The 23,776-nt window shown below is 64.9% G+C and carries 25 protein-coding genes; 11 read left to right on the forward strand and 14 right to left on the reverse strand.

Annotated features, from left to right (window positions below):
• Nucleotides 1-171: 171 nt before the first annotated feature.
• The 8 genes from UIB01_RS06225 to UIB01_RS06260 form a co-directional block, all read right to left on the reverse strand.
• On the reverse strand, nucleotides 172-1,758 hold the full coding sequence (locus UIB01_RS06225) for a type IV pilus assembly protein FimV (protein WP_038657883.1): 1,587 nt from the start codon (nucleotides 1,756-1,758) through the stop codon (nucleotides 172-174).
• A 228-nt stretch (nucleotides 1,759-1,986) separates the two neighbouring features.
• Nucleotides 1,987-3,150 carry an acetyltransferase domain-containing protein gene (locus UIB01_RS06230; protein WP_038657885.1) on the reverse strand — a complete coding sequence of 388 codons (1,164 nt, stop codon included), beginning with the start codon at nucleotides 3,148-3,150 and terminating at the stop codon, nucleotides 1,987-1,989.
• Nucleotides 3,151-3,294: 144 nt separating this feature from the next.
• Nucleotides 3,295-3,714, reverse strand: coding sequence for a VOC family protein (locus UIB01_RS06235; protein ID WP_038657887.1), 420 nt, complete (start codon nucleotides 3,712-3,714; stop codon nucleotides 3,295-3,297).
• 16 nt (nucleotides 3,715-3,730) lie between these two features.
• Complete coding sequence (locus UIB01_RS06240; protein WP_038657889.1) at nucleotides 3,731-4,150, reverse strand: YciI family protein; 420 nt, start codon at nucleotides 4,148-4,150, stop codon at nucleotides 3,731-3,733.
• 119 nt (nucleotides 4,151-4,269) lie between these two features.
• Entirely contained in the window at nucleotides 4,270-5,019 is a 750-nt protein-coding gene (locus UIB01_RS06245; protein ID WP_038657891.1) for a CPBP family intramembrane glutamic endopeptidase, read from the reverse strand.
• A gap of 1 nt (nucleotide 5,020) precedes the next feature.
• On the reverse strand, nucleotides 5,021-5,575 hold the full coding sequence (locus UIB01_RS06250; RefSeq protein ID WP_038657893.1) for a COG3904 family protein: 555 nt from the start codon (nucleotides 5,573-5,575) through the stop codon (nucleotides 5,021-5,023).
• Nucleotides 5,576-5,689: 114 nt separating this feature from the next.
• Nucleotides 5,690-6,382 carry an MOSC domain-containing protein gene (locus UIB01_RS06255; protein WP_038657895.1) on the reverse strand — a complete coding sequence of 231 codons (693 nt, stop codon included), beginning with the start codon at nucleotides 6,380-6,382 and terminating at the stop codon, nucleotides 5,690-5,692.
• A gap of 87 nt (nucleotides 6,383-6,469) precedes the next feature.
• The gene (locus tag UIB01_RS06260) at nucleotides 6,470-7,717 is read right to left on the reverse strand and encodes a M20/M25/M40 family metallo-hydrolase (protein WP_038657897.1); all 1,248 of its coding nucleotides are present in this window, start codon (nucleotides 7,715-7,717) and stop codon (nucleotides 6,470-6,472) included.
• 135 nt (nucleotides 7,718-7,852) lie between these two features.
• Between UIB01_RS06260 and UIB01_RS06265 the strand changes: the two genes are divergently transcribed.
• The 4 genes from UIB01_RS06265 to UIB01_RS06280 all read left to right on the forward strand — a co-directional run bounded on the left by UIB01_RS06265 (nucleotide 7,853) and on the right by UIB01_RS06280 (nucleotide 10,780).
• Nucleotides 7,853-8,296, forward strand: coding sequence for an HIT family protein (locus tag UIB01_RS06265; protein ID WP_038657899.1), 444 nt, complete (start codon nucleotides 7,853-7,855; stop codon nucleotides 8,294-8,296).
• A gap of 108 nt (nucleotides 8,297-8,404) precedes the next feature.
• Nucleotides 8,405-9,385, forward strand: coding sequence for an ABC transporter substrate-binding protein (locus UIB01_RS06270; protein WP_180983552.1), 981 nt, complete (start codon nucleotides 8,405-8,407; stop codon nucleotides 9,383-9,385).
• Nucleotides 9,382-10,143, forward strand: coding sequence for an ABC transporter permease (locus tag UIB01_RS06275; RefSeq protein ID WP_038657903.1), 762 nt, complete (start codon nucleotides 9,382-9,384; stop codon nucleotides 10,141-10,143). The genes UIB01_RS06270 and UIB01_RS06275 overlap by 4 nt, the downstream gene beginning before the upstream one ends.
• Nucleotides 10,136-10,780, forward strand: a complete 645-nt coding sequence (locus UIB01_RS06280; protein ID WP_038665446.1) for an ABC transporter ATP-binding protein — start codon at nucleotides 10,136-10,138, stop codon at nucleotides 10,778-10,780. Before UIB01_RS06275 ends, UIB01_RS06280 begins: the two co-directional genes overlap by 8 nt.
• Nucleotides 10,781-10,787: 7 nt before the next feature.
• On the opposite strand, the gene UIB01_RS06285 is transcribed toward UIB01_RS06280, so the two are convergent.
• On the reverse strand, nucleotides 10,788-12,053 hold the full coding sequence (locus UIB01_RS06285) for a DUF445 domain-containing protein (protein ID WP_038657905.1): 1,266 nt from the start codon (nucleotides 12,051-12,053) through the stop codon (nucleotides 10,788-10,790).
• A gap of 297 nt (nucleotides 12,054-12,350) precedes the next feature.
• The gene (locus UIB01_RS06290) at nucleotides 12,351-12,752 is read right to left on the reverse strand and encodes a hypothetical protein (protein WP_038657907.1); all 402 of its coding nucleotides are present in this window, start codon (nucleotides 12,750-12,752) and stop codon (nucleotides 12,351-12,353) included.
• Between the two features lie 234 nt (nucleotides 12,753-12,986).
• Here UIB01_RS06290 and UIB01_RS06295 point away from each other — a divergent pair, with 234 nt between their 5' ends.
• The 3 genes from UIB01_RS06295 to UIB01_RS06305 all read left to right on the forward strand — a co-directional run bounded on the left by UIB01_RS06295 (nucleotide 12,987) and on the right by UIB01_RS06305 (nucleotide 14,111).
• On the forward strand, nucleotides 12,987-13,175 hold the full coding sequence (locus UIB01_RS06295; RefSeq protein WP_038657908.1) for a hypothetical protein: 189 nt from the start codon (nucleotides 12,987-12,989) through the stop codon (nucleotides 13,173-13,175).
• Between the two features lie 56 nt (nucleotides 13,176-13,231).
• The gene (locus tag UIB01_RS06300; RefSeq protein ID WP_038657911.1) at nucleotides 13,232-13,441 is read left to right on the forward strand and encodes a hypothetical protein; all 210 of its coding nucleotides are present in this window, start codon (nucleotides 13,232-13,234) and stop codon (nucleotides 13,439-13,441) included.
• An 82-nt stretch (nucleotides 13,442-13,523) separates the two neighbouring features.
• The gene (locus tag UIB01_RS06305; RefSeq protein ID WP_038657913.1) at nucleotides 13,524-14,111 is read left to right on the forward strand and encodes a LysE family translocator; all 588 of its coding nucleotides are present in this window, start codon (nucleotides 13,524-13,526) and stop codon (nucleotides 14,109-14,111) included.
• Here the strand turns inward: UIB01_RS06305 and UIB01_RS06310 are convergent.
• A complete protein-coding gene (locus UIB01_RS06310; protein ID WP_038657915.1) occupies nucleotides 14,108-14,947 on the reverse strand; it encodes an AraC family transcriptional regulator in 840 nt (279 codons plus the stop codon). The genes UIB01_RS06305 and UIB01_RS06310 overlap by 4 nt on opposite strands.
• A gap of 108 nt (nucleotides 14,948-15,055) precedes the next feature.
• Here UIB01_RS06310 and UIB01_RS06315 point away from each other — a divergent pair, with 108 nt between their 5' ends.
• Complete coding sequence (locus UIB01_RS06315) at nucleotides 15,056-15,481, forward strand: protein-tyrosine phosphatase family protein (RefSeq protein WP_038657917.1); 426 nt, start codon at nucleotides 15,056-15,058, stop codon at nucleotides 15,479-15,481.
• 18 nt (nucleotides 15,482-15,499) lie between these two features.
• Here the strand turns inward: UIB01_RS06315 and UIB01_RS06320 are convergent, their stop codons facing one another.
• Nucleotides 15,500-15,850 carry a DUF6746 family protein gene (locus UIB01_RS06320; protein ID WP_038657919.1) on the reverse strand — a complete coding sequence of 117 codons (351 nt, stop codon included), beginning with the start codon at nucleotides 15,848-15,850 and terminating at the stop codon, nucleotides 15,500-15,502.
• 465 nt (nucleotides 15,851-16,315) lie between these two features.
• Between UIB01_RS06320 and UIB01_RS06325 the strand changes: the two genes are divergently transcribed.
• Both UIB01_RS06325 and UIB01_RS06330 read left to right on the forward strand, forming a co-directional pair.
• Nucleotides 16,316-17,935 (forward strand): methyl-accepting chemotaxis protein, encoded by a 1,620-nt coding sequence (locus tag UIB01_RS06325; RefSeq protein WP_038657921.1) that lies wholly within the window; start codon nucleotides 16,316-16,318, stop codon nucleotides 17,933-17,935.
• 110 nt (nucleotides 17,936-18,045) lie between these two features.
• Entirely contained in the window at nucleotides 18,046-19,059 is a 1,014-nt protein-coding gene (locus UIB01_RS06330) for an alpha/beta fold hydrolase (protein ID WP_038657923.1), read from the forward strand.
• A 6-nt stretch (nucleotides 19,060-19,065) separates the two neighbouring features.
• Here UIB01_RS06330 and UIB01_RS06335 read toward each other — a convergent pair whose 3' ends face one another.
• Together UIB01_RS06335 and UIB01_RS06340 are read right to left on the reverse strand one after the other, a co-directional pair.
• On the reverse strand, nucleotides 19,066-20,013 hold the full coding sequence (locus UIB01_RS06335; RefSeq protein WP_038657925.1) for an alpha/beta hydrolase: 948 nt from the start codon (nucleotides 20,011-20,013) through the stop codon (nucleotides 19,066-19,068).
• Between the two features lie 131 nt (nucleotides 20,014-20,144).
• A complete protein-coding gene (locus UIB01_RS06340) occupies nucleotides 20,145-21,371 on the reverse strand; it encodes an MFS transporter (RefSeq protein ID WP_038657927.1) in 1,227 nt (408 codons plus the stop codon).
• A gap of 362 nt (nucleotides 21,372-21,733) precedes the next feature.
• Here UIB01_RS06340 and UIB01_RS06345 point away from each other — a divergent pair, with 362 nt between their 5' ends.
• Complete coding sequence (locus UIB01_RS06345) at nucleotides 21,734-23,755, forward strand: methyl-accepting chemotaxis protein (protein WP_038657929.1); 2,022 nt, start codon at nucleotides 21,734-21,736, stop codon at nucleotides 23,753-23,755.
• Nucleotides 23,756-23,776: the final 21 nt, after the last annotated feature.

The following is a 23,776-nucleotide window of genomic DNA, read 5'->3' on the forward strand; positions in this document are numbered from 1 at the left end:
TGGCTAGTATGCCGTACCACCACGGCTGGCAGCCGCCGGCCTGTCGTCGGTTCTCGCCTTGTCAGCTCATGCGACTGGCGCCTGGTTCGCTGTTGCCGGGAGCGCCGGGCGACTAATAGAAGAACGGTGGCATGGCCTGCTGGAGCGCTGGCGGCGCGGAGCAGACCGGTGTCAGGCGATCCGCGCCAGCTGTTCGCTGATAAAGCGGCGGTCATCCCGATCGCTCTGGTCGAGCAGGGCGACCAGCACGCGAGTTGCCTGTTCGATCTCGCCGCGGTCGATGCAGGCGGCCGCCTCTTCGAGACGCTCTCGCAGGTCGGCCTCCGTTGCGGCAGCAGGCTCGGTCAGTGCATCGAGGTCGTCCGGCAGGCTGGCGATCATGTCGTCGAGCAAGTGCACCGGTTGGGGCGTAGATTGCGGCTGCGCTGCGACGAGGGTCACGGCTGGAGGCGTGGCGGGTGAGCGATCAAGGTACTCGTCGAGCGACATCTCAGTCACATCCAGAACGTTGCGCTGGAACGGGTTGATGTCCGGATAGGACGCTGCGGCACGTTTCGCCTGGGCCGGACGGGGTTCGTTCGTGACGACCACGGCTGTGGCGCGACGACGATACAGCAGCCAGCCTGCCAGCAATGCCAGCAATGCCAGCAATCCCAGGGACGGAACCAGCCACGAACTGCCGGTACTTTCTTCCTGCGTTGGCGATGTCATCGCTGGCGGTTGTACAGGGACCACCTGCGGCTTTGCCTGTCGGGTCGGCTCGGCCTGATTTGTGGCTATTGGTTCTGCGTCCTGTGCCGGGGCATCAACGGCCAACGCGCCCGCCTGGCGCTGGGCAAGGGTGCTCTGCGCTTCGGCCAGCAGGCGATTCTGTTCATCCATCTGCGCCTGCAGGCTCAACACCTGGGCCTCCAGTTGCCTGAGTACATTCATCAGGCCTTGATCCTGCAGCGCAGGCGCTTCGGTCCGAGCTTCGGGCAATGCCGCCTGTGGCGCCGCAGGCTCTGCCGTGGTGCGAGCTTGCGCTTGTGCGGCTGGTTGCAGCGCGACGACTTCACCAGGCTCGACGCTGTCAGGCAGCAGCAACTCACTACCAACCCGCAGGCGATTGCGATCGCCATTGATGAATGCAGCGGGATTGAGCCCGTACAGATCGGCCATCAATGCTTCGCGGGAGACCGTGGCCGCATTTCCCAGTCTGCCGGAAATGCTCCACAGGCTGTCGCCGGGCATGATCCGATAGCGTTTGCCTTGCACGGCGGCTGGCAGCGGCACGGCGGCTTCTGTCCTGGCGGGCGAAGTGCGTGCGATTCGCGGCGCCTCTGGTTGGGCCTGTGGCTGTGCCGACAGCTCCGGCTGGTACAGCGGTGGATCGAGCAGCAGTGTGTATTCGCGCAACAGCTGGCCCCCCGGCAGCGTCAGCTCGACGATGAAATTCAGATAGGGCTCTTTCACCGGGGCAGTGGAAGTCACGCGGATGCGTTGCCTGCCCTGTTCGAGCACCGGCAGGAAACTCAAACCTGCCAGAAAGGCTGGGCGCTCGACGCCAGCGCGAGCGAAGACATCACTCGGGGCGAGGCGTACCTTGATTTCATCGCTGTTCAGGTTGCGTGCATCGAGCAGCTCGATGTCGGCCTTCAGCGGCTCGGCCAGCGCTGAATGCAGGCTGATCTCGCCCAGCCCGAGTGCGCAGGCGAATGGCGTGAAAACGGCAGCGATCAGCGCGAATGGCCAAACAGCGAGACGAAAGGGCGACATAGTGTTCTCGTGCCATCAGGTAGCTGGGGGCGGGCCGGCCGTGCTGAACCGGGCCGGGCAGGCGGCGATGGCGTGCGGCCGACTCCCCCGAGGTAAACGTGAGAGTGGCTATGATCATTCAATGATGGCACTTTGCCAAGCTGTTCACATTTTCCCAGATCGACGGCTACCCGACGGGGTGCTTCTGCCAGTGCAAGCTCCTGACGCCCTCGGTTTTGCGGGGCCGGGTCAGAGGTATTTGAGCCAGGTGATATCCCGGCGGCGAGCCTTGAGTTCGGCGAACCAGCGCACCGCCGGGAACAGCACCACCGCCAGCGCCACGGTGCACAGCCATAGCGGCCATACGGCGTCGAAGCCGAAGTGATTGCCGTGGTTCAAACCCCAGATCGCCACGGCAGCGATGTAGAGCAGCTTCAGCACGTACAGGTGCAGCAGGTAGAAGAACATCGGTGCGGCACCGAACACGCTGAGCGGTCGCAGCCAGGCGCGGCCCTGCTTGCGTTCGAAGTAACGCAGGAGCAGCAGGCCGCAACCCAGCGTCAGGCAGAGGAACAGCAGCGACGGCGGGTATTTGGTGACGTTGAACAGGCTCATCAGCGTACGCAGGCCGTCCTCGCCGACGACCCAAGGCTGCTCACCGTAGCTGTTGACCAGCCGCAGCAGAACAAAGGTCAGCAGGGCACCTTGAGCCCAGCCGCCCAGGTAGCGCTGGCGTCGCTCGGGGTCGGCGTTCCTGGCGAACCAGGGCCCGACAGCGTAGCCAAGGGCGATCACGCCAATCCACGGCAGCAGCGGATAGGAAGTGCGCAGCCGCAGGTTTTCCGAAACCTCGATCCAGCCGCGGTCGTGCAGGATCGCCCATGGCACGTGAAGCGCAGAGTCGGCGGCGAACTGCAGCGGATCGAGCAGGTTATGCCCGCCGATGATCACCAGTCCCAGCACGATCAGCGCAGGACGCGGCAACCAGAGCAGCGCCGAGAGCGCCAGCATGCTCAGGCCGATCGCCCAGATCACCTGCAGATAGATCACCTGAGGCGGGAACTGGAACGTCCAGGCGAAGTTGACCAGAGTGAACTCGAGGGCCACCAGGAACAGCCCGCGCTTGAGCAGAAAGCTCGATACCGCGCGGCGGTCCTGGTGCTTTTCGCCATAAAGGAAGGCCGACAGACCGGTGAGGAAGATGAATACCGGCGCGCAGAGATGCGCCAGGGTGCGGCTGAAGAATAGCGCCGGCTCGGTGACCGCCACATCCATCGGGTCGGGCACCTGCATATGCAGCAGGAAGGTTTCGCGAACGTGATCCAGCAGCATGAACAGGATCACCAGGCCGCGCAGCGCGTCGATGGATTGCAGGCGCGCCGCGGCTGGCGAAGTGAGATCGGGGGAGGGCATTAACGGCTCACAGCAGGATGATCGCAATGCGGGCGCAGACTCGCTGCGCCCGCCGAAAGGTGCGATACGTTATAACAAAAGTCGCTACCTCTCCAAACGCGAATCAACCACGATGGTCACTCTGTGTGAAAAAGGCCGATCGTCTCAGCCCTGCTCGCAATTGATCATCCACGACACGCCAAAGCGGTCGGTGAGCATGCCGAAGCGCTCGGCCCAGAAGGTTTTCTCCAGCGGCATGACCACCGTGCCACCCTCGGCCAGTGCAGCGAACAGCTTTTCGCTTTCGTCCACGCTGGTCGGATGCAGGGATACCGAGCAACCCTTGATGCCTTCATACGGTCCGCCGCCGCAGGTACCGGGCAAGGTATCGGAAGCCATCAGCACGCCGTCGCCGAGGTTCAGGCAGGCGTGCATGATTCGTTCGCGATACTCGGCGGGAAACTGCTCGGCATCGGGTGCTTGGGCAAAGGTCATCATTTTCAGCGTGCCGCCCAGCACGTCTTTATAAAAGGTGAACGCCTCGCGGGTAGTGCCGTCGAGGGTCAGGTAGGTGGTGATCTTCATGGCTTGCTCCTTGCAGTCAGTGGTTGAGTTGTGCGCGCAGGCGTTCTTCCTGCTCGCGCAGTTCGGGGGTGAACTCGGCGCCGAAGTCTTCCGCTTCGAATATCTGGCGAATCTCGATTTCCGCGTCGCCGATGGCTGATTGCGGGCAGCGCTTGATCCAGTCGATGGTCTCCTGCAACGAGGCGGTCTGGAACAGCCAGTAGCCGGCAATCAGCTCGCGAGTTTCGGCGAACGGGCCGTCGACCACGCTGCACTGGCCGTCGCTGAAACGGACCCGCGCGCCCTTGCGGCTTGGCTGCAGACCCTCGCCGCCGAGCAGTACGCCGGCGTTGGCCAGGTCTTCGTTGTAGCGGCCCATCGCCATGAGAACGTCCTCGCTGGGCATCTCGCCGGCTTCGGTTTGCGGGGTGGCCTTGATCATCACCATGAAACGCATCGGTGGACTCCTTCAGTGGAATGGAAAGAGCCTAGACGGGCATACGGCAATTTCCGCCGGCTCCGATCACTGGTCGAACGGGCGCGGGGGAAATCGACAGGGCGATAAAATTTTGTGTATCAGCGCAGCGGATAGGTCAGCAGAAGGATATGCAGGCTGTTGACCGCACCATGCAGCAGCACCGCCACCCACAGCCGATCACCGGCGTAGTGGAAGGCCAGGCCATAGCCGAGCCCTGCCAGTGTGGCGAGTCCGGCGAAACCCGCGCCGGCCGGCAGGTGCGCGGCGCCGAACAGGACGGACGCCAGGCCGATGCCGATGGCCGCACCGAAGCGGCGGACCAGTTCACGCTGCAGCAGGCTGCGAAAGATCAGCTCTTCGGCCAGGCAGGTGATGCCCAGGTTGATCAGCAGCCAAGGCAGGAACAGCGCCGGCCATTTCGGCTGCCAGTCCAGCACGCCAAAGGCCAGCGCGAGCAGCGGTACGAAGATCAGGCTGGCGCCCGAGGCGAGCACAGTAAGGCTGATCGAGCGCCAAGCCGTTCGCGGCTGGTCCAGCCACCAGGCCAGCAGCAGCGCGGCGACCATCGCCTTGTCCGGGCTGATGCGCAATTGCCAGGGCGCTGCGCCGCCGAGGTCCTGCGGCGGCCCGATCGGCAATGGCGTGAAGCCGGGCAGCAGATGCGCAGCGAGCAACAGGGAGCCGAGCAGTGCGCCGAACAACCACAACTGTCCAGGCAGACGTGGCTGCACTATCAGCCACCCGGCAAATGCCAGAGTCGCCAGCGCAGCGGAGGCATCGATCAATCCTGCTGCCAGTCCCGCCAGCAGCGCGAGGAGGGGAGTGCCGTAGTGCAGTGCATGACGCACGTCAGCGCAGCCGATAGCGCGCCAGTTCTCGCTGCGTGAGCACGCGCATGCGCCACGGTTCGATCAGCTGCATGTCGTCCGCCAGCCGCGTGTTGACGCCCATGTCCCGAAAATAGATGCGCGGCGCGCGGTGCGGTCGCTGTCCGATGGACAGTGCCGACTCGCCGTTGGCGACGTAGGGCCGGTGCAGGCCGACATGGCCGCGCACGGTGCGCTGGCGGCCGGCCGCCAGCAGGTAGATGCAACTGCCCTGGCAGACCGCCGCCTCTGGTACCAGGGCGTCGAAACCCGTCTCGCGCAGCAGATAGCCCATGCGCATGGCTTCCGCTGCGCTGCCGCCGATGTTGTCGAGGATCAGCAGCTTGCGCGCGTGTTTGCCAGGGTGGGCCATGATGCCCTTGAGCAGCGCCTCGTAGTCACCCGGCGCGATCTGCTCGGTGACCCGCGCGACCAGCACCTGCCCCTGGCCTTCATGCTCCAGCAGCAATACCTCGACCTTGGCGTGGGCGGTGCAGGCGAACAGCGCCAGTGCGCAGAGCGTGAGAAGGCGAAGCATCGAGCGGGTGGTCCTGTGATGAGAGGTGGCGAAGATACCCGCAGCACGGCGTTTCGCCTACTGCATAGCAGCCGGACGGTCGGCGATTCGGGTTGCTGATGACGTCGCTATTGCTCAGGCATCGGTCGCGCCGTACAGGCGCTTGTTCCAGTCCTCGACGGTGTTCGCTTGCAGCCGACGCTCCACCAGCGTGCGCCAGTTCGGCACCAGCGGCAGCTCGGCCAGTTCCAGCAGCGCGTCCCGCTCGAGTGTGCGCCGGTAAAGCACATCCATTACCCGCGTCAGCGGCCAGCGCGGAAACGGCCGCTGCTCCAGCACCAGCGGCTGGCCGACCTGCAACTGGCCGGGCTGCAGTACCTGGTAGTACCAGCCGGTCATGCCGCTCTGCTGCACGCGCAGGGACATGTCCGCGACGCCGAACCGATCGTTGAGCTTCCAGCACGGCTGCCGGCTCTGGGCGACCTGCAGCAACGCATCGCCACAACGCAGCACATCACCCAGGCACAGATCGGCCTCGACGAGTCCACGGGTGCTGATGTTTTCGCCGAAGGCGCCGGGTTGCTGCAGCAGCGGCGAGTCGCCGAGTTGTTCGCGCCAATTGCGATAGTGCTCGAACGGGTAATGGTGGACCGCCTTGTACGGGCCGCCGTGAACCCGCCGATCCCCCTGTTCGTCGCCGGCCAGCCCCTCGACGCCAACCGCGACGGCGCCTTCAACCGGCTGTTTGGCGATGGCGCTGCGGCTGCCGGGGCGGGTATAGGCTACGGCCTTGCCGATGAGCAATTGTTCGATCCTGGCCAGCTGCATGATGCTCCCTCCGGATGACGGCTCGCGAAGGCGCGATTGTGCCGCATCGGAGGGGAGGCCGTGCGTTCCGTGCATAGCACTGGTCGGTCAGGGCGCCTGCTCGGCGGACAGCGCGCGAATCATCGCCGTCGTCAGGTACAGCCGCGGCGCGATGCTCGACAGCTCGATGTACTCGTCTTCCGAGTGCAGCCCGGCACCGACCACGCCCATGGTTTCCAGCACGGCCGGCTTGTCGCTACCCGGCACGTAGGCGTAACCGGCATCGGTGCCGAAGCGCATGGCGATCGGCTCGATGCGTTGGTCGATCTCGCCATACAGGCGTTGCGCGGTCTCGGCCAGGCGCTCCGATGCCGGATTCTTCGCCAGCGGTGGACGGCCCTGGTCGACGCGCAGCTCGACGCGGGTGTCGTCGATCAGCTTGTTCTCGATGATCTTCTGCGCATCGGCGAGCACGCGTTCGGTCTCGCTGATGTCGGAGTAGCGCATGTCCGCTTCGGCGGTCGCCTTGTTCGGGATGATGTTCCGCTTCTCACCGCCGGCAATCATGGTCCAATTCACCGTGGTGCCCTTGTCCGGATCGCCCAGATCCTTGAGCTGCACCAGTTGATGCGCCAGCTCCATCACGGCGTTGCGACCGTCCTCTGGCGCGGAGCCGGCGTGAGAAGATTTGCCCTTCACCTCCAGCATCACCGCATTGATGCCATTGGTGGCGGTGGTCACCGCATCGCGATCCGGCGGCTCGTAGGAGAAGACGTAATCATGCTTGCGGGCCAGTTCGGCGATGATCTTCTTCGAACCGGCCGAGCCCATTTCCTCATCCGGATTGAACAGCACGGTGATCGTGCCGTAGGCGTCGAACTGCTGCGCCTGGAGCAGCTCCAGCGCGTGCAGGATCATCGCCACGCCACCCTTGGCATCGGCCACGCCGGGGCCGTAGGCGCGCTGCTCGTCCATGCGGAACGGGCGCTCCGCGGCGGTGCCTTCGGCGAACACCGTGTCGTAATGCACCATCAGCAGGAAGTCCTTGCTGCCGTTGCCCTTCAGGGTGCCGACGATGTTGTCACCGGCTGATGGCGTCGCCGGACTGGTACTGACCTCGGCACCCAGCGCCTGCAGGCGTTCGACCAGCATTTGGCTGACCGTGGCCAAGCCCGCCGCCTGCCCCGTGCCGGTATCCACCGCGACCAGTTGCTTGACGGTCTCGATATAGGCGCTCTGTTCGGCCTTGGCCTGCTCGAGCAGTTCGGTGGGCTTGATTTCGGCAGCGATGGCGGACAGGGAAGAGAGGCAAAGCGCGACTGCAGCTGCAATCGGTGCGACGGCGCGTACGTGCATCGGAATAACCTCGGATCACGGGGTGATGAGCTTGAGAGCGCCGCCAGGCCCGCAACGTTCCGAAGCATCGCTGCACCGGTCGCAGCCGCGCGGAGAATGCTAAGGTTGCCTTTTCCACTTGCCGGAGAACTCCAGGTGTCCCTGACCACGCCCTATGACCCGCAGAACATCTTCGCCCAGATCATTCGTGGCGATGCCCCTTGCTACAAGCTCTACGAGGATGATGACGTGCTGGCCTTCCTCGACCTGTTCCCGCAGTCCTTCGGCCACACGCTGGTGATTCCCAAACGCTCGGCGGCCTGCAACATCCTCGATGTGGATACCGGGGCGCTGGCCAAGGTCATGGCCGTAGTGCAGAAGCTCACCCGGGTGATCGTCGACGAACTGCAGCCGGATGGCGTGCAGGTCGCGCAGTTCAATGGCGCGCCGGCCGGGCAGACGGTGTTCCACATCCACGTGCATATCGTGCCGCGCTACTCGGGCGAAGGGCTCGGTATCCACGCCGCCGGCAAGGCCGATCCGGCCGAGCTGGAAAAGCTTCAGGCGCGCCTGCAGCAGCGTATCGCCGCGCAGGGCTGAGCCAGGCTGCGATGTCGTGGCGGGGTCAAGCCCGCTGCGACCATCGCAGCAGCCAACAGACACCAAAGTACAATTCGTGCCCGCCTGGGGGCTTCGTACCCTGCGGGCATGATGCTTTCATTGCCCTTCCTCATCCCCTTCATTCTGCGCACTCGCCGTGCGCTGCTGGCGCTTGTGTTGCTGCCCCTGTGGGCGCAGGCGCAGGAGCTGCCGGTGCTGACCCTCAGCGTGCTGCAGTTCGGCACGCCGCACTGGGAACTCGAGCATCTCAAGCGCCAGGGGCTGGACCGTGCCAACGGCTTCGAGCTGAAGGTGCGGCTGGTGGCCGATGCGCCGGCCTCGCGGCTGGCATTGACCAGCGGCAGCGTCGACGGCGCGGTGAGCGATCTGCTCTGGGCGCAGGCGCGTTACCAGGCCGGCACGGCCTATCGCTACCTGCCGTTTTCCTCGCAGATCGGCGAAGTGCTGGTGCCCGAAGGCAGCGCCATCCGCACGCCGGCCGACCTGCGCGGCAAGCGCATCGGCGTCGCGGGCGGGCCGGACGGGCTGGGCTGGCTGCTGCTGCAGCATGCCGCGGCCAAGAGCGGAATCGTTCTGGCCAAACAGGCGACTGTTCAATACGCCGCGCCGCCCCTGCTCAGCCAGGCCCTGCGCCGTGGTCAGGTAGATGCGCTGCTGACCTTCTGGCACTTCTCCGCGCGCATGCGTGGCGAGGGTGGCGTGCAGGTGGCGTTCGCTCTCGATGATCTGCTCCGATCATTGGAGATTGATCCGCACCTGCCGGTGCTCGGCTATCTGTTCCCGGAAGCCTGGGCCGTCGAGCATGAAGAGCTGCTGCAGCGCTTCGCCACGGCGCTGAGCCAGACCAAGCGCCAGCTCGCCAGCGATCCGGCGCATTGGCAGGCGCTCCGCCCGCTGATGCGTGCCGACGAGGATGGTGTGTTCGCCGCGCTGCGCGACAGTTTCCTCGCCGGTATCCCGCAGCCGCTGGATGAACCGCGTATCGCCGACCTGCAGCGACTGTTGACCCTCACCGGTGCCGATCCGGCGAAGCTGATGCCGGCCGCGTCGTTCCGGAGCACGCCATGAACGGCTCGCGCTGGGCCTGCTGGATCGCCCTGCCATGCGCGGTGGCGCTCTGGACGCTGATTGCGCTGGTGGTGCAGACGCCGCTGCTGCCGAGCCCGGCCGCCGTGCTCGACACCTTCTGGCAGGCCACACGGAGCGGCGAGCTGCCGGAACATCTGCTGGTTACCCTGCGCCGAGTGCTGTTCGCCTTCGTGCTGGCGATGGCGCTGGGCACGTTGCTCGGCGTGTGGATGGGCCGCTCGCGGCTGGCCAATGCGGTGCTCGATCCGCTGCTGGTGCTGTTTCTCAACCTGCCGGCGCTGGTCACCATCATCCTGCTCTATGTCTGGTTCGGCCTGGTCGAAGCCGCGGCGGTGCTGGCGGTGGTGATCAACAAGGTGCCGAACGTGGCCGTCACCGTGCGCGAGGGCGCCCGCAGTATCGATCCCAAGCTGGAACAGATGGCCCTGGTCTACCGCTTCACCCGCTGGCAGCGGATCAGGCATGTCTGGCTGCCGCAGCTGTTTCCCTACCTGATGGCCGCCACCCGCGGTGGGCTGGCGCTGATCTGGAAGATCGTGCTGGTGGTCGAGCTGCTCGGGCGCTCGGATGGCATCGGCTTTCAACTGCATATGGCCTTTCAGGTGTTCGACGTGGCGAGCATCCTCGCCTACAGCCTGGCGTTCATCGCCGTAGTCCAGCTGATCGAACTGGCGCTGTTGCAGCCGCTGGAGCGGCGCGCATCGTCCTGGCGCGAAGCGGGTGTACGCCATGCTTGAGCTGCGCCTGGATGGCCGTCACGCCGTGCTGGGCGTGATCGATGCGCAGGTGCGCGAAGGCGATCGCATCTGTCTGCTCGGGCCGTCCGGTGTCGGCAAGACCACGCTGCTCAACGGTATCGCCGGACTCGATCCGCAGGTGCGGCCGATGATTGCGCAGCGCGCCGGATTGCGCGTTGGCTACCTGTTTCAGGAGCATCGTCTGCTGCCGTGGCGCACGGTGCGGCAGAACCTGGCGCTGGTCGGCGCGGACGCAGCGGAGATCGAGCGGCTGCTGGCCGAGGTAGGGCTGAGTGGTGCGGCTGACAGCCTGCCGGATCAGCTCTCGCTGGGCATGGCGCGCAGAGCGGCATTGGCGCGCTGCCTGGCGATCAAGCCGGATCTGTTGCTGCTCGACGAACCCTTCGCCTCGCTGGATGCCGAGCGCGCCGCCGAGCTGCGCGGCCTGATCGCCCGCCTGCTGGACCGGCAACCGGACATGGCGATGATCTGCGTGACCCACGATCCGCGCGATGCCGACGATCTGGCCAATCGCCTGTGGTACCTGAGCGGCGCCCCGGCGACATTGCGCAGCGATGAGCCGCCCGGCAGCGCCGTCAACCTCAGCCAGCTGAGCGAGCGTCAGCGCAGCGCCTGAGCGGCTTTCAACCGGTCAGCAGCTGCGTCAGCGCATGCAGCGCCAGGCCGACCAGCCCGCCAACCAGCGTGCCGTTGATGCGGATGTACTGCAGGTCCTTGCCGACGCTCTGTTCCAGCTGCTCGACCAGCTCGCGGCTTTCCCAGTTCTCCACCCGCTGGGCGATATAGGCGCCGATCTGCCCGCGATAGCGCTCCAGCAGGCTGGGCGCGGCGGCCAGCAGCTGCTCGTTGATCCAGTTGCGCATGGAATCGTCAGCGGCCAGGCCGTCGCCGAGGCCGCGACAGAGGCTGACGATGCGTCGGCCGATGCGTGAGTCGTCGCTGGCCAGATCGTTTTCCAGCCAGGCCGTGAGTTCCTGCCAGAGGTTGCCGAAATAGGCGCTGGTGGCCGGGTGCTCGAGGAGCTGCGCGAGGATGCGCTCGACTTCCAGGGCGTATTGCGGGTCCTGCTCCAGGCGCTCGATGTATTCACTGACGTGCTCGTCGAAGCGCTGGCGGATCAGGTGCTCGGGGTCGGCGGCGATCTCGGCGATCAATGCGGACAGGCCATCGACGAACTTGTTTGCCGACCAGCCGCTCACCGGCCGGCTCAGGCCGAGGTAGCGCAGCGTGCGGATTTCCCGGCTGATGGCATCGGCGACCAGCGCGCGCGTTTCCTCGTCCTGCATGATCGAATCGAGGCGGATCAACAGCTCGTCGAGCATCGCCTGATGCCGACCCTGGCTGGTCAGTACGCGCAACGCCTGGGCCAGCGGTGTGGAGAGGTCGAATTTGCGCAGCCGCGTGGTCACCTTGGCCTCGACGAAGGCGCGCACGCGCTCGTCATGCAGTGCGGCGATGCCGAAGTGCGCGACGCCGGTGAGCCTGCGGCCGACTGCCTCGGCATTGCTTGGATGGCGCAGCCAGCCGGCCAGGCGCGAGGCAATGTCGAGTTCCTGCAGCTTGGCCAGCACCAGTGGCGTGGCGAGGAAATGCGTGGTGATAAAACTGGACAGGTTCTGCCCAATGCGCGCCTTGCTGCGCGGGATGATCGCCGTGTGCGGGATCGGCAGGCCCAGCGGGTGGCGAAACAGCGCGGTGACGGCAAACCAGTCGGCAATTGCGCCGATCATCGCGGCTTCGGCGAATGAGGCGACGTAGCCCCAGGCCGGATGGCTGGCTTCGAAGCGCGTCGCGACGATGTAGAGCAGGGCGGCCAGCAACAACAGAAGGCTGGCGACCAGCTTCATGCGCGAAACCGGTGATTGCCAGGCGCTGATCAAGGAACGCATGCAGGTCCTCGTTGATGGTGGGCGAATGGAGTGTCTACCGAGTAGACAGTGAAGCAAGACCCTGAGGTCGGCGCTTGCGTCCAAGGCGCAGTGAAGCGGATCGGAAAACGTTCGGGCTGGCTGGTGTGAGGTGCGCCTGCGGAGGAACCGCTCGGCGGCTTGCATAAGGCCGGTGAGATTGCTCGCATGGGCGAGGCTGCGCCGTTGCCACCCTACGGATGTTGCCGATCCGTAGGGTGGATGTCGCCTGCCACATCCACCGGGGCTCGCCCGGTCGGTGTGATCGTCGGCGGTGGATCAGACCTCGTCGTCCTCTTCCTCGCGGATCAGCACGTACTGGCCTTCGGCATCGTTCAGGCAGTCCCATACATAGAACATCGATACCTGGCCCGGGCGTTCCGTGACGGCGGCGTAGTCGCCGGGCACGGCAGTGAAGTAAACGCCGGAATCAGGTGCTGCCTGGCAGGCGATGCGGGCGACGACGAAGGCTTCCGGCGCGGTGCCGTCGAAGTAGTCGTCACGGTCCTTGGCATCCCATTCGGCGGGCGCCTCGAAGGGGCCGCTGATGATAATGCGCGCGTCTCCCAGGTCCTGCTCTTCCGCTTCCTCGTCATATTCGTCGGGGCGGTACAGGGTGCATTCCAGGGCTTCCGGGTTTTCGAGAATGGCCGCGCGGGATTGTGGGGTGAGTGTCTGCATGGAATCTCCGACTGCGGTTGGGTGTGAGTGGGCAGTGTGGTTGAGCGGAACCGGCAGTGCAATCGGTTGGATGGTCGCGCCTTGCGCTTAGCCGGCGAGACGGCCCTCGTTTACTTGTTCGGGTGGTATCCGCTGTCGGCGGCAAGCATCGGACCGCCGGCACATCGTGATACGAACGAGGTGTCGATTCCCCCCTCCAATCGATACCAACCACCAGCGAGATTCGAGGCAGCCATGAACCCGGATGAACGGAAAGCGGACGATGAGCCCGATATCACCATGACCGATGCCGGTGAGAAGAACCCTGATGAAGACCCAGACTTCGACGACCAACCGTCGCCACAGGATGACCCCGACGAGCCCGAAGTGCTGCCGGACGACCCGGATATTCAGGGTCGCGATGGCTCCAGCCAACCGGGTTAGTCGTCATCCATTCGGTCCCGCTCCGTTAGCGGGTTATCCATGCCAGAGAAATCGTCATGAACATCTATCAAGTCAGGCCTACCGAAATGGGCTGGGAGCTGCAAGACCAGCAATCGCAGCAAACCGTGTTGCGCACCCTTACCAAGGACGAGATGTACAGCGCACTCGATGCCTTCATGGAGGGGCGTACGGCCTCGGTCGAAGTCATTGGTCGCGACGGTGAGGTGGAGGAGGAGCGGCCGTATCCCGGCAGCCATCACCTGTAGCTCAGGCAGGGCAATTTCCTTCAATAAGACGACTCGCCTGAGCCGCTAGCCTGCAGCCTCTTTCGATTGGCGAGCAGTGCTTATGGAACTCTATCTTTCGATGGCCGCGTTCGCGCTGGCCTCTTCGATCACCCCGGGGCCGGTCAATCTGGTGGCGCTCAACTGCGGCGCGCGTTTTGGCTTTCGCGCCAGTGCGCGGCACATCGCCGGTGCAACCATCGGTTTCACCTTGTTGCTGCTGCTCATCGGCCTCGGCCTGTACGAGCTGCTGGAACGTGCGCCGATGATGATGCGCGGCATCCAGTGGGGCGGCGTGGCCTTCCTGTTGTATATGGCCTGGCGGCTGGCTGCGGATGATGGTCGGCTGGAACCCGCCGCCGCCAGCGGTGGCCCCTCGTTGCTCGATGGGGCGCTGATGCAGTGGCTCAACCCCAAGGCCTGGCTGGCCTCCGTTGCCGGCATGGGCCTGTTCGCGGCGAACGGCGATGTGCAGCGGGTCTGGCTGTTCGCCGCTCTGTACTTCCTCATCTGCTATGCGTCGATTGCCTGCTGGGCCGGCGCGGGTGTCTTTCTCGGTCGCTACCTGCAGGTGCCTGCGCGGGTGCGCTGGTTGAACCGGACGATGGCGCTATTGCTGGCCGGCAGCGCGCTTTATCTCGTGTTGGGTTAGTTGCGGGCAGCCCGGTCGCGATACTGTCCGGGCGTCGCGGCGAGCTGGCGCTTGAAGGTGCGCTGGAAGTGCGCCTGATCGGCAAAGCCTGCGGCCAGCGCGACCTCGGCGAGGTCCAGACCTTGGCGCAGCCAGTGCTGGCTGCGCTGGATGCGGCGGTTGAGCAGATAGGCATGCGGGGTCATGCCGTAGTGCTGCTTGAACGTGCGGATGAGGTAGGACGGCGAAAGCTCCGCGGCCTGGCAGATGTCTTCCAGGCGCAGCGCCTCGGTGCAATGTTCGGCGATGTACTCGGCAGCGCGGCTCAGCTGCTGCAACGGCTCGGCATATGGCTGAGTCGGGGCGGGCGCCAGCGTCTGCTGCAATAGCGTGAAATATTCCACCGCGGCGCTCTGCTTGTGCAGCGTGTCCGCCTGCTGGTCGAGCAGCGTGGCGTATAGCTGGGTCAGCCCGTTGAACAGCGTTTGGTCGAGGCTCTGGATCGGCGCGTAGGGAATGAAGTGACCGTCGCTGCTGACGCCCAGCTCATGCTGCAACGCGCCCAGCCAGCACACGTCGACGTAGAACATCAGGTATGACCAGGGTCGGCCATCGATAGGATTGCAGGCATGCACGGTCTGTGGATTGATCAGCACCAGCGTGCCGCGGGCGATTCGTTCCTGGGCGTCGCCGTTGAAGTAGGTGCTGGCGCCGGCGGTGATCGCGCCGATCGAAAAGGTCTCATGGCAATGCGGCGCATAGCAGACCTTGCGCCCGTCGGCGACGGCACGCGCCTCGAGGAAGGGCAGGGCGGCATCGCGCCAGAAGCGGGGTTGGCTATCGTCCGAACCGTTCACGTTAAGAGCGCCGTGGTCAAAAACTGGAACCTGACTCTAGCAATCATCCGTCGCTCTGGCATGCTCGATTGCCACGGCTCGCCATCCCTTCCCGGACAAGGAGTTCACATGCGCCCAATTCTTGCGTTCGCCGCACTGCTTTCGCTGGCTGGCTGTTCATCCTGGCAGCCCGATGCCGAGGACATCGTTCCAGTGACGGCCGAGCGGGTGCTGGCCTACCAGCAGGCGCTGGAGAATGCCGGTGAGGTGGTGGTGACGCGGGATTTCGGCTTGCGCGGTGGCGGCTGCTATATCGCCGTGCTGATCGACCGTGAGCTGGCTGCGCGCATCCATGTCGGCGAGGTGGTGCGTTTTCAGGTGCCGGCCGGCGCGCGGATCGTCAGCATCGGCACCGATCCGCTGGACGATACGCTGTGCGGCAAGCTGAGCCTGCGCCGCGAGAAACTGGCGCAGGTGCAAGCGGGGCAGACGCTGGAGTTTCGTGTCATCAGCGACAACCGCATCGGCTTCGACATCATCCCGGTGGAGCCGTGAGCGCCGGGAGAATAGCGGTTACTTGATAACCGTCCGCGCGGTTTTCAGGTAGTCGGTGGTGTGGCTTTCGACCTCTTCGGCATCCTTCGCTTCCGAGGCGATGTGGATTTCCTCGAGGGTGTCGGTCAGGTCGCCCATCTCCTCGTTGATCTTGTCCAGCGCGTCTTTCAGCGTGTACGTCAGCTCGTGGATCTGCGCCATGCTCTCGGGTGTCAGGCCCTGCGCCATGGCCTGTTCGAGGCGGTTGTTGTAGTCGGAAAAGTTTTTTACCGCCTCGGCCAGGTTGCGTGATGGCTGGGCGTCGGCCAGAGCATGGCCGGCAACGATGGTGGTCAGCGCCAGAATGGCGGTCCGAATGAGCGTTTTCACGACTGGTCCCTAGCTGAAAATTGTGGGGCGCGAAGGTACCACCTGTTGATCTGGACGTTGTGCAGCAGCGCACAGTCTGCGCTGCGCCATTAGTCGCATACCGGACGCCTGCATCGGCTGATTCTTGGAGATTGCAACCTGCAATTCGTCGTGCGTTGCGCCTGCCAGAAAACCGCGGGCGGACTGCTGGTCGTATTGGCAGCCGCTCTGGAACGGCTATTGCAGCAGGCGTTTGCTAAAGAGACGGCTGTCACAGCCGATAGATATAGGCGCTGGCATCTGGCCTCTATCGGATGACCAAGCGTTTCGGGGATTCAACAACAATGTGCCTCGCTACCTCATTGCTTGCAGGTTCCGCAAAGGGACTACAGACCGACGCCCCAACGTCGGCGCGAACCATTCGACACTGATGCCTTACTTGCCAATTGCCGCCCTCAGAGCCGGCACGCCATATGGAAAGAACGAATGATGCAGCAACTGACTATCCGAGCCCGCCTGTTGATTCTGGTCGGGGCGATGCTGACCGCCTGCCTGGTCATCGGCCTGACCGGTCTGAACGCGCAGCAGCGCAGCGTCGCCGGCCTGAATACCGTGTACCTCGACCGCGTGGTGCCGTTGCGTGACCTCAAGCTGATTGCCGATCTCTACGCGGTGAAGATCGTCGACGCCACGCACAAGTCGCGCAGCGGGATGCTCAGCTACCAACAGGCGCGGGACGACGTGCGAGCAGCACGTGCGGAGATCCGCCGTCTCTGGGGCGATTTCATGAGCACCAAGCTGATCGACGCAGAACGCCAGGTATCGGTGCGCATCGAGGCGTTGATGCAGAAGGCCGAGACCCCGCTCGATGACCTTGAGCGTATCTTCGATCGCCACAGCGAGAAGCGCCTGGCTGCGTTCGTCATCAATGATCTGTATCCGCTGATCGACCCCATCTCCGAAGGCTTCAGCGAGCTGATTCATCTGCAGCTGGGCGAGGCCAAGGCCGAATACGATCAGGCAGTGGCGCTGTACGAGCGCAACCGGGTGCTGAATATCGGCCTGTTGCTGGCGCTGCTGATCGGCGGCGGCCTGTTTGCTCTGGTGCTGCTACGCAGCATCAGCCGCCCGCTGGAAGAGCTGAAGCAGGCCGCTGCATCGGTCGCGGCCGGCGATCTGAGCCGCACCATCGAATGCCGCGGCAAGGACGAAATCACCGAGGTGCAGCAGTCGATCCGGCAGATGCAGCACACCCTGCGCGATACCCTGCAGGACATTCAGGGCTCGGCGACCCAGCTGGCTTCCGCTGCCGAAGAGCTGCACGCGGTTACCCAGCACACCGCGCAGGGCATCCATCAGCAGAACGAGGAAGTGCAGATGGCCGCTACCGCGGTCACCGAGATGTCCGCCGCGGTAGACGAAGTGGCCGGCAATGCCAACCGCACTTCGGATGCCTCGCGCGATGCCGAGACGGTCGCTGACGATGGACGCCGGCAGGTGACCGCCACGCGGCAGACCATCGACCAACTGAGCGAAAAGCTGCAGCAGACCGCCGGAACCGTGACCCGGCTGGCCGAGGAGGCGGCGAGCATCGGCCAGGTGGTGGATGTGATCCGTGCGATCGCCGACCAGACCAATCTGCTGGCGCTCAACGCCGCCATCGAAGCGGCGCGGGCCGGCGAAGCCGGACGTGGATTTGCGGTGGTCGCCGACGAGGTGCGCAACCTCGCGCAGCGCACCCAGAGCTCGACTCAGGAGATCGAGCGCATGATCGGCGCGATCCAGAGCGCGACCGATCAATCGGTGCGCGACATGCAGCAGAGCAGTGAATTCGCCTCGCGCAGCCAGACCATGGCCGGCGAAGCGGATCAGGCGCTGGGGCTGATTGCCGAGCGCGTCGGGCAGATCAACGAGATGAACCTGGTGATCGCCAGCGCTGCCGAGGAACAGGCACAGGTCGCGCGGGAAGTGGATCGCAATCTGGTGGCCATCCGCGACATCTCCGAACAGAGCGCCACCGGTGCGCAGCAGACCTCGGTGGCCAGTGACGAACTGGCACGCCTGGCAACGCAGCTCAACCAGTTGGTCGGGCGCTTCCGTCTGTAAAGGCGACGCGGTCGGGACATGCGATGTCGCAATCCGACCGCGAACCTGACGCTACCAGCGCATTCCTATGTACGGGCTTTCCCTGATCCGTACTGAACAAGGAGTCGCGCGTGAAAACAGCCGTGTCCGCCCTGGCGCTCGCCGCCGGTCTATCCCTCAGCCTGCCGCTGCTGGCCGAAAGTCGAACGACCTACGGTCCGCAGCTGGAAGGCTTCAGCTATCCGCATCCGCTCAAGCATTACCGTTTCGAGTCCCAGGGCAAGGCGCTGCAGATGGCCTTCATGGACGTCGAGCCGCAGGGCAAGGCGAACGGCCGCACCGCGCTGTTGCTGCATGGCAAGAACTTCTGCGCGGCGACCTGGGAGCGCACCATCGAGGTGTTGAGCAAGGCCGGCTACCGGGTCATCGCTCCCGATCAGGTCGGTTTCTGCAGCTCGAGCAAGCCCGAGGGTTACCAGTTCAGCTTCGCCCAGCTGGCGCACAACACCCAGGAGTTGCTGGAGCAGGAGAGCATCGAGCAGGTGACGGTGATCGGCCATTCCATGGGCGGCATGCTGGCGGCGCGGCTGGCGCTGAACTACCCGCAGCGGGCCGAGCAGCTGGTGCTGGTCAACCCCATCGGCCTGGAGGACTGGCAGGCCGAGGGTGTGCCCTACGCCTCGATCGATCAGCTCTATCAGTCGGAACTCAAGACCGATTTCGACAGCATCAAGGCCTACCAGCAGAAGTTCTACTACAACGGCAACTGGAAGCCGGAGTACGACCGTTGGGTGGAAATGCTCGCCGGAATGTACGCCGGAGATGGCAAGGAGCAGGTCGCCTGGAACCAGGCGCAGACCTCGGAGATGGTCTTCACTCAGCCGGTCATCCATGAGTTTCCACGCATTGCCACGCCGACGCTGTTGCTGATTGGTGGTCTGGATCGCACCGCGCCGGGCGCCAATCGTGCGCCGGATGATGTTGCCAAGCGCCTGGGCAACTATCCGGAGCTGGGCCGTCAGGCAGCGGCGATGATTCCGCAGGCGAAGCTGGTGGCCTTCCCCGATCTGGGGCATTCGCCCCAGGTCGAGGCGCCGGAAGCGTTTCACCGTGCCTTGCTCGAAGGGTTGGAGGCCAAGCGCTAAGGCTGGCTAGCCGCGCTCCGCTGCTTTTGCCTGGGGCGGCTGCGCGGCACCCAGGCGCTGCTCGCCGGATTCCAGCAGCGCCTGCAACGCACGGCCATAGGCACCGAGCGCCACGCGCAGGCTGTTGTTGTGCGTGGCGCCCTCGACCAGCAGCAGTTGCTTGGGCTGGCGCGCCGCCTGGTACAGCTGCTCGCTGAAGCGTGGCGGCACATAGCGGTCTTCGGTGCCGTGCACCACCAGCAGGGGCATGCCGATCTGGTCGATCTTGTTCACCGAGTCGAATTTCTGCGACAGCAGCCAGCGCACCGGCAGCGTGGTGTCGGACACCACCGTCGCCACGTCGGCCAGCGAGGTGAAGGTCGACTCGATGATCAGCGCGCGCGCCTCGGCCGGTGCATCGTCGCGTTCGGCCTGCTGGCCCAGCTCCGCTGCCAGGTCGACGGCCACCGCGCCGCCGAGGGAATGGCCGTAGATGAAGCGCTTGTTGGCGTCCGGTTGCAGTTCCTTCAGGCGCTCCCAACCGATGCGGGCATCGGCATAGACGCTGCGCTCCGATGGCAGGTCGCCAAGGCTCTGGCCAAAGCCACGGTAGTCGATGGCCAGCACGGAGAATCCCAGCGCGCGCAGCTGCTCCAGGCGGAACAGATGGCCGGTGAGGTTCCAGCGCACGCCGTGCAGATAGAGCAGCGCCGGCGCATCGGCGTCGGCGGCCGGCCACCACCAGGCGTGGATGTTCTGCTGGTCGCCGAACGCCGAATCTGTCAGCTGCAACTCTTCGATGCCACGCGGCAGCCCGCTGAACCAGGACGCGGTGCCCGGTTCGATACGGAACACCAGCTCGCGCTCTTTCTGTTCGAGCACCGAACAGCCCACCGGAAGGCCGACGGCGAACAGGGTAATCAGCAACAGGCAAATCCGCCGGGCTTTGCTGCGGAACAGGAAGAAGCGCTGCAAGGTGAGGGTCTCGCTATCAGGAGCTACAGATAGGACCCACTTGCAGAACGATCTGCAAGGCGGGCCTGCGCTTTACTGATTACTGCATGTTGCGCGCCCCTGTCGCGGCCAGCGGACGGCCGGCTTCGGCCTCAGGAGCAGCAGGTCGCCTGCCCGGCGTCGGCGTCCTGCACCGCGCGCTCGATCTTCCATGCCCAGGCGAATACCAGCAGGCCGCCAACGGCGGTAGCCGCGCCGATGTAGCCGGTGGAAGTCCAGCCAAAGCCCGCCGTGATCGCCAGGCCGCCGAGCCAGGGGCCGAGGGCGTTGGCGACATTGAAGGCGGCGTGGTTGGAGGCGGCGGCAAGGGTCTGGGCATCCGCCGCGACATCCATCAGATGGGTCTGCAGCGCGGGCGACAGCGAGACCATGGTGCCCACGGCGAACACCGCCGGAAAGATCGTCCATACCGAGTGCGCCGCCAGCGGAAATACCAGCAACACCAGCGCGCTCCACAGCAAGAGCCAGGCGACCGCCTTGAAGCGCAGCCGATCGAACAGCCAGCCGCCGACCAGATTGCCGACGATGCCGCCAAGGCCGAAGGCGGCGAGGGCAAACGGAATCCAGCCGGCACTGACGCCGGTGACTTCCAGCAGCGTCGGCGCCATGTAGCTGAACACGCAGAACATCCCGGCGAAACCGATGGAGCTGATCGCCAGCGCCAGCCAGACCTGCGGGCGGTTGAACGCGCGGATTTCGTGCAACGGGCTGTTGCGCGGCTCGTCGCGGTTCAGCGGCAGGAACAGCGCCACCAGCAATACCGTCAGCAGGGCGATGGCGCCAACCAGGGCAAAGGCATAGCGCCAGCTCAGCCACTGTCCGAGCCAGGTGGCCAACGGGTTGCCGATCAGGATTGCCACGGTCAGCCCCATCAGCACGCGGGCCACTGCCTGGGCGCGTTTGTCCGGCGGCACCATGGAGGCGGCCACCAGCATCGCCACACCGAAATAGGCACCGTGGGGCAGGCCGGTGATGAAGCGGAAGATCATCAGCGTCGAATAGTCCGGTGCCAGGGCGCTGGCGAAGTTGCCGAGGGCGAAGAAACCCATCAGCAACAAGAGCAGGTGTCGGCGGAACAGCCGTGAGCCGAGGATCGCCAGCAACGGTGCGCCTACCACCACGCCCAGCGCGTAGGTGCTGATCACGTTGCCGACCTGGGGCTCGCTGATGCCCAACCCTTCGGCCACATTGGGCATCAAACCCATGATGGCGAACTCGCCGGTGCCGATGGCAAAGCCGCCCATGGCCAGCGCCAGCTCGAGCAGCAACACGGCGCGGGCGGAAAGGGGCGGAGTCGCTGCGGTGGCTGGCGCCGTCATGGATACCTCGTCACGTCGAAAGGGGCGGCATTATTCACGCTTGCGGGCTCAGGTAAAGCCCGACTGCCAAAGAAGGAGATCACAGGGTGGTGGGATTGCATCGGCACGCGTGAGTTCGCCCGCTACAGAGCAATTCCTTTAGCAGGGGGAACGGCGGGCCAGGCATTCGGATGGACGGTTTGTTGGCGCCGTTTTTTTGCCCTGCAATCTTGATTCTGGTCAGGGTGACCCGGGAGTCGTCTCCGTATTTTGCGCGGCAGATCTCATTTCGTTCTGATCCGCTGAAAGCGTCCCAGCCAACCGCCGGGCAACTCGATGTCGATCAGCTTCGCGTAGTGCCTCGTACCGTTCAGGAATGCCCCATGAAACTCGTCTTTGCCCCTGCCGAACTGCTGATGAACCGGCTCAACTATCCGAGCAAGTTCGCTCTGATCGGCCTGCTGGTATTTCTCGCCTTCGCCAGCCTGATGTGGACCATCGCCAGCCAGCTCAACCGCACCATCGAGCGTGCGGAGAACGAGCTGGTGGCATCCGACCTGGCGCGGCCGCTGTCCAAGCTGGTCGAGCTGACCCAGCAGCATCGCGGCGTGTCGGCGATGCTGCTGGGTGGCAACGCGGCAATGGCGGATCGCCGAAGCGCGCTGCAGACCAGCGTCGATGCTGCCGTGGCCGAGATGAATCGCGTGCTGGCCGACGACAGGCGCGGCATGCGCGAATGGCAGGACATCAGCCGCGGTTGGGACGAGATCAAGCGGGGCGTGCAGGGCTGGTCGCAGCCGCAAAGCTTTCAGGCGCATACCGCGCTGATCGGTGAGCTGCTGAACTTCCAGACGCTGCTCTCCGATGCTTACGGCCTGACCTTCGATCCGGAACCGCAGACCTATTACCTGATGACCACGGCAGTCAACCGCCTGCCGTTTCTCATCGAGCGCTTGGGTCGTCTGCGCGGTAGCGCATCGGCGATGCTAGCCAAGGGTGAGATCAGCGATGAGCAACGCACGGCGCTGATCGTGGTGACCGAGGAGATCCGTTCGGCCACGGTGGAGATGGAACGCAGCATGGAAAAGGTCATCGCCCAGCGGCCGGAGCTGCAGCCTCAGCTCAACCGCGCGGTGGCGACCCTGCGTGAGCGCGGCGAAGCGGTCGATAGCGTGGTGCAGGGCATGGTGCTGCGCGGCGATTTCAGCAGCACCTCGCCGGCGCAGTTCTTCGACATGACCACCGAAGCAATCAGCATCGCCTACACGCAGATGTACGACGTACTGCTGCCGAATCTTGACCAGTTGCTGCAGCAGCGCATCGACAACGCGCGGCAGATGTTGCACGGCAACCTCGCCATGCTGCTGGTGGTACTGGCGGTGATCGGTTATCTCTCGGTCGGCGCCTACCTGTCGGTGATGACCAGCATTCGCAGCCTGCGCGAAGGCAGCGAGCGACTCGCCGCCGGTGATCTCACCGCGCATATCCAGCTGGCCGCGCGGGACGAGCTGCGTTATGTCGCTGGCAGTTTCAACGGCATGGCCGAGGCCATGCGCCAGCTGATCGGCAGCATCAAGAGCAACTCCGACCACGTCGCCGACTCGGCACGCAGCCTGGCGACCGCTTCGGGGCAGATTCATGTCGCCTCGCAGTGCCAGAGCGATGCGGCATCGAGCATGGCGGCAGCGGTGGAGCAGATGACCGTCGGCATCGAGAGCATTGCGCGCAACGCCGGTGAGGCTGATGCGCTGGCCAATCGCTCCGGCGAACTGTCGCGCCAGGGGGGCGAGATCGTCGCTGCAGTGGTCGAGGAAATCAGTCAGATCGCCGTGTCCGTCGGCGACTCGGCGCGCACCGTCGCCGAGCTGGGCGAGCGCTCAGGGCAGATATCGGCCATCGTCGGGGTGATCGGCGATATCGCCGCACAGACCAACCTGCTGGCGCTGAACGCGGCGATCGAAGCGGCGCGTGCCGGTGATCAGGGGCGTGGTTTTGCGGTGGTGGCCGACGAGGTGCGCAAGCTGGCCGAGCGTACCGCCAACTCCACCAAGGAAATCGCGCAGATGGTTTCAGCCATTCAGCAGGGCACCGAGGGTGCGGTGCAGGGCATGGAGCAGGGCGTCGCCAAGGTCAACGAGGGCGTCGCCCGCGCGCAGCGGGCCGGCGAGGCCATGGGTGGCATTCGTGAGGCAGCGAACCAGGTGCTGTCGACCGTCGCCGAGATTTCCAATGCGCTGCGCGAGCAGAGCGCGGCATCGGCGGAAATCGCTCAGCAGGTGACCACCATCGCGCGCATGGCTGAGGAAAACGGCGAAGCGGTAGGCACCAATCACCACACTGCCAGCCGCCTGAGCGATCTGGCCGGCACCCTGCTGGACAACGTCAGCCGCTTCAAGGCGAGCTGAGCATCAGCCCGCCGACGGCAC

The organism is Stutzerimonas decontaminans (genome assembly GCF_000661915.1).
Lineage (GTDB): Bacteria > Pseudomonadota > Gammaproteobacteria > Pseudomonadales > Pseudomonadaceae > Stutzerimonas > Stutzerimonas decontaminans.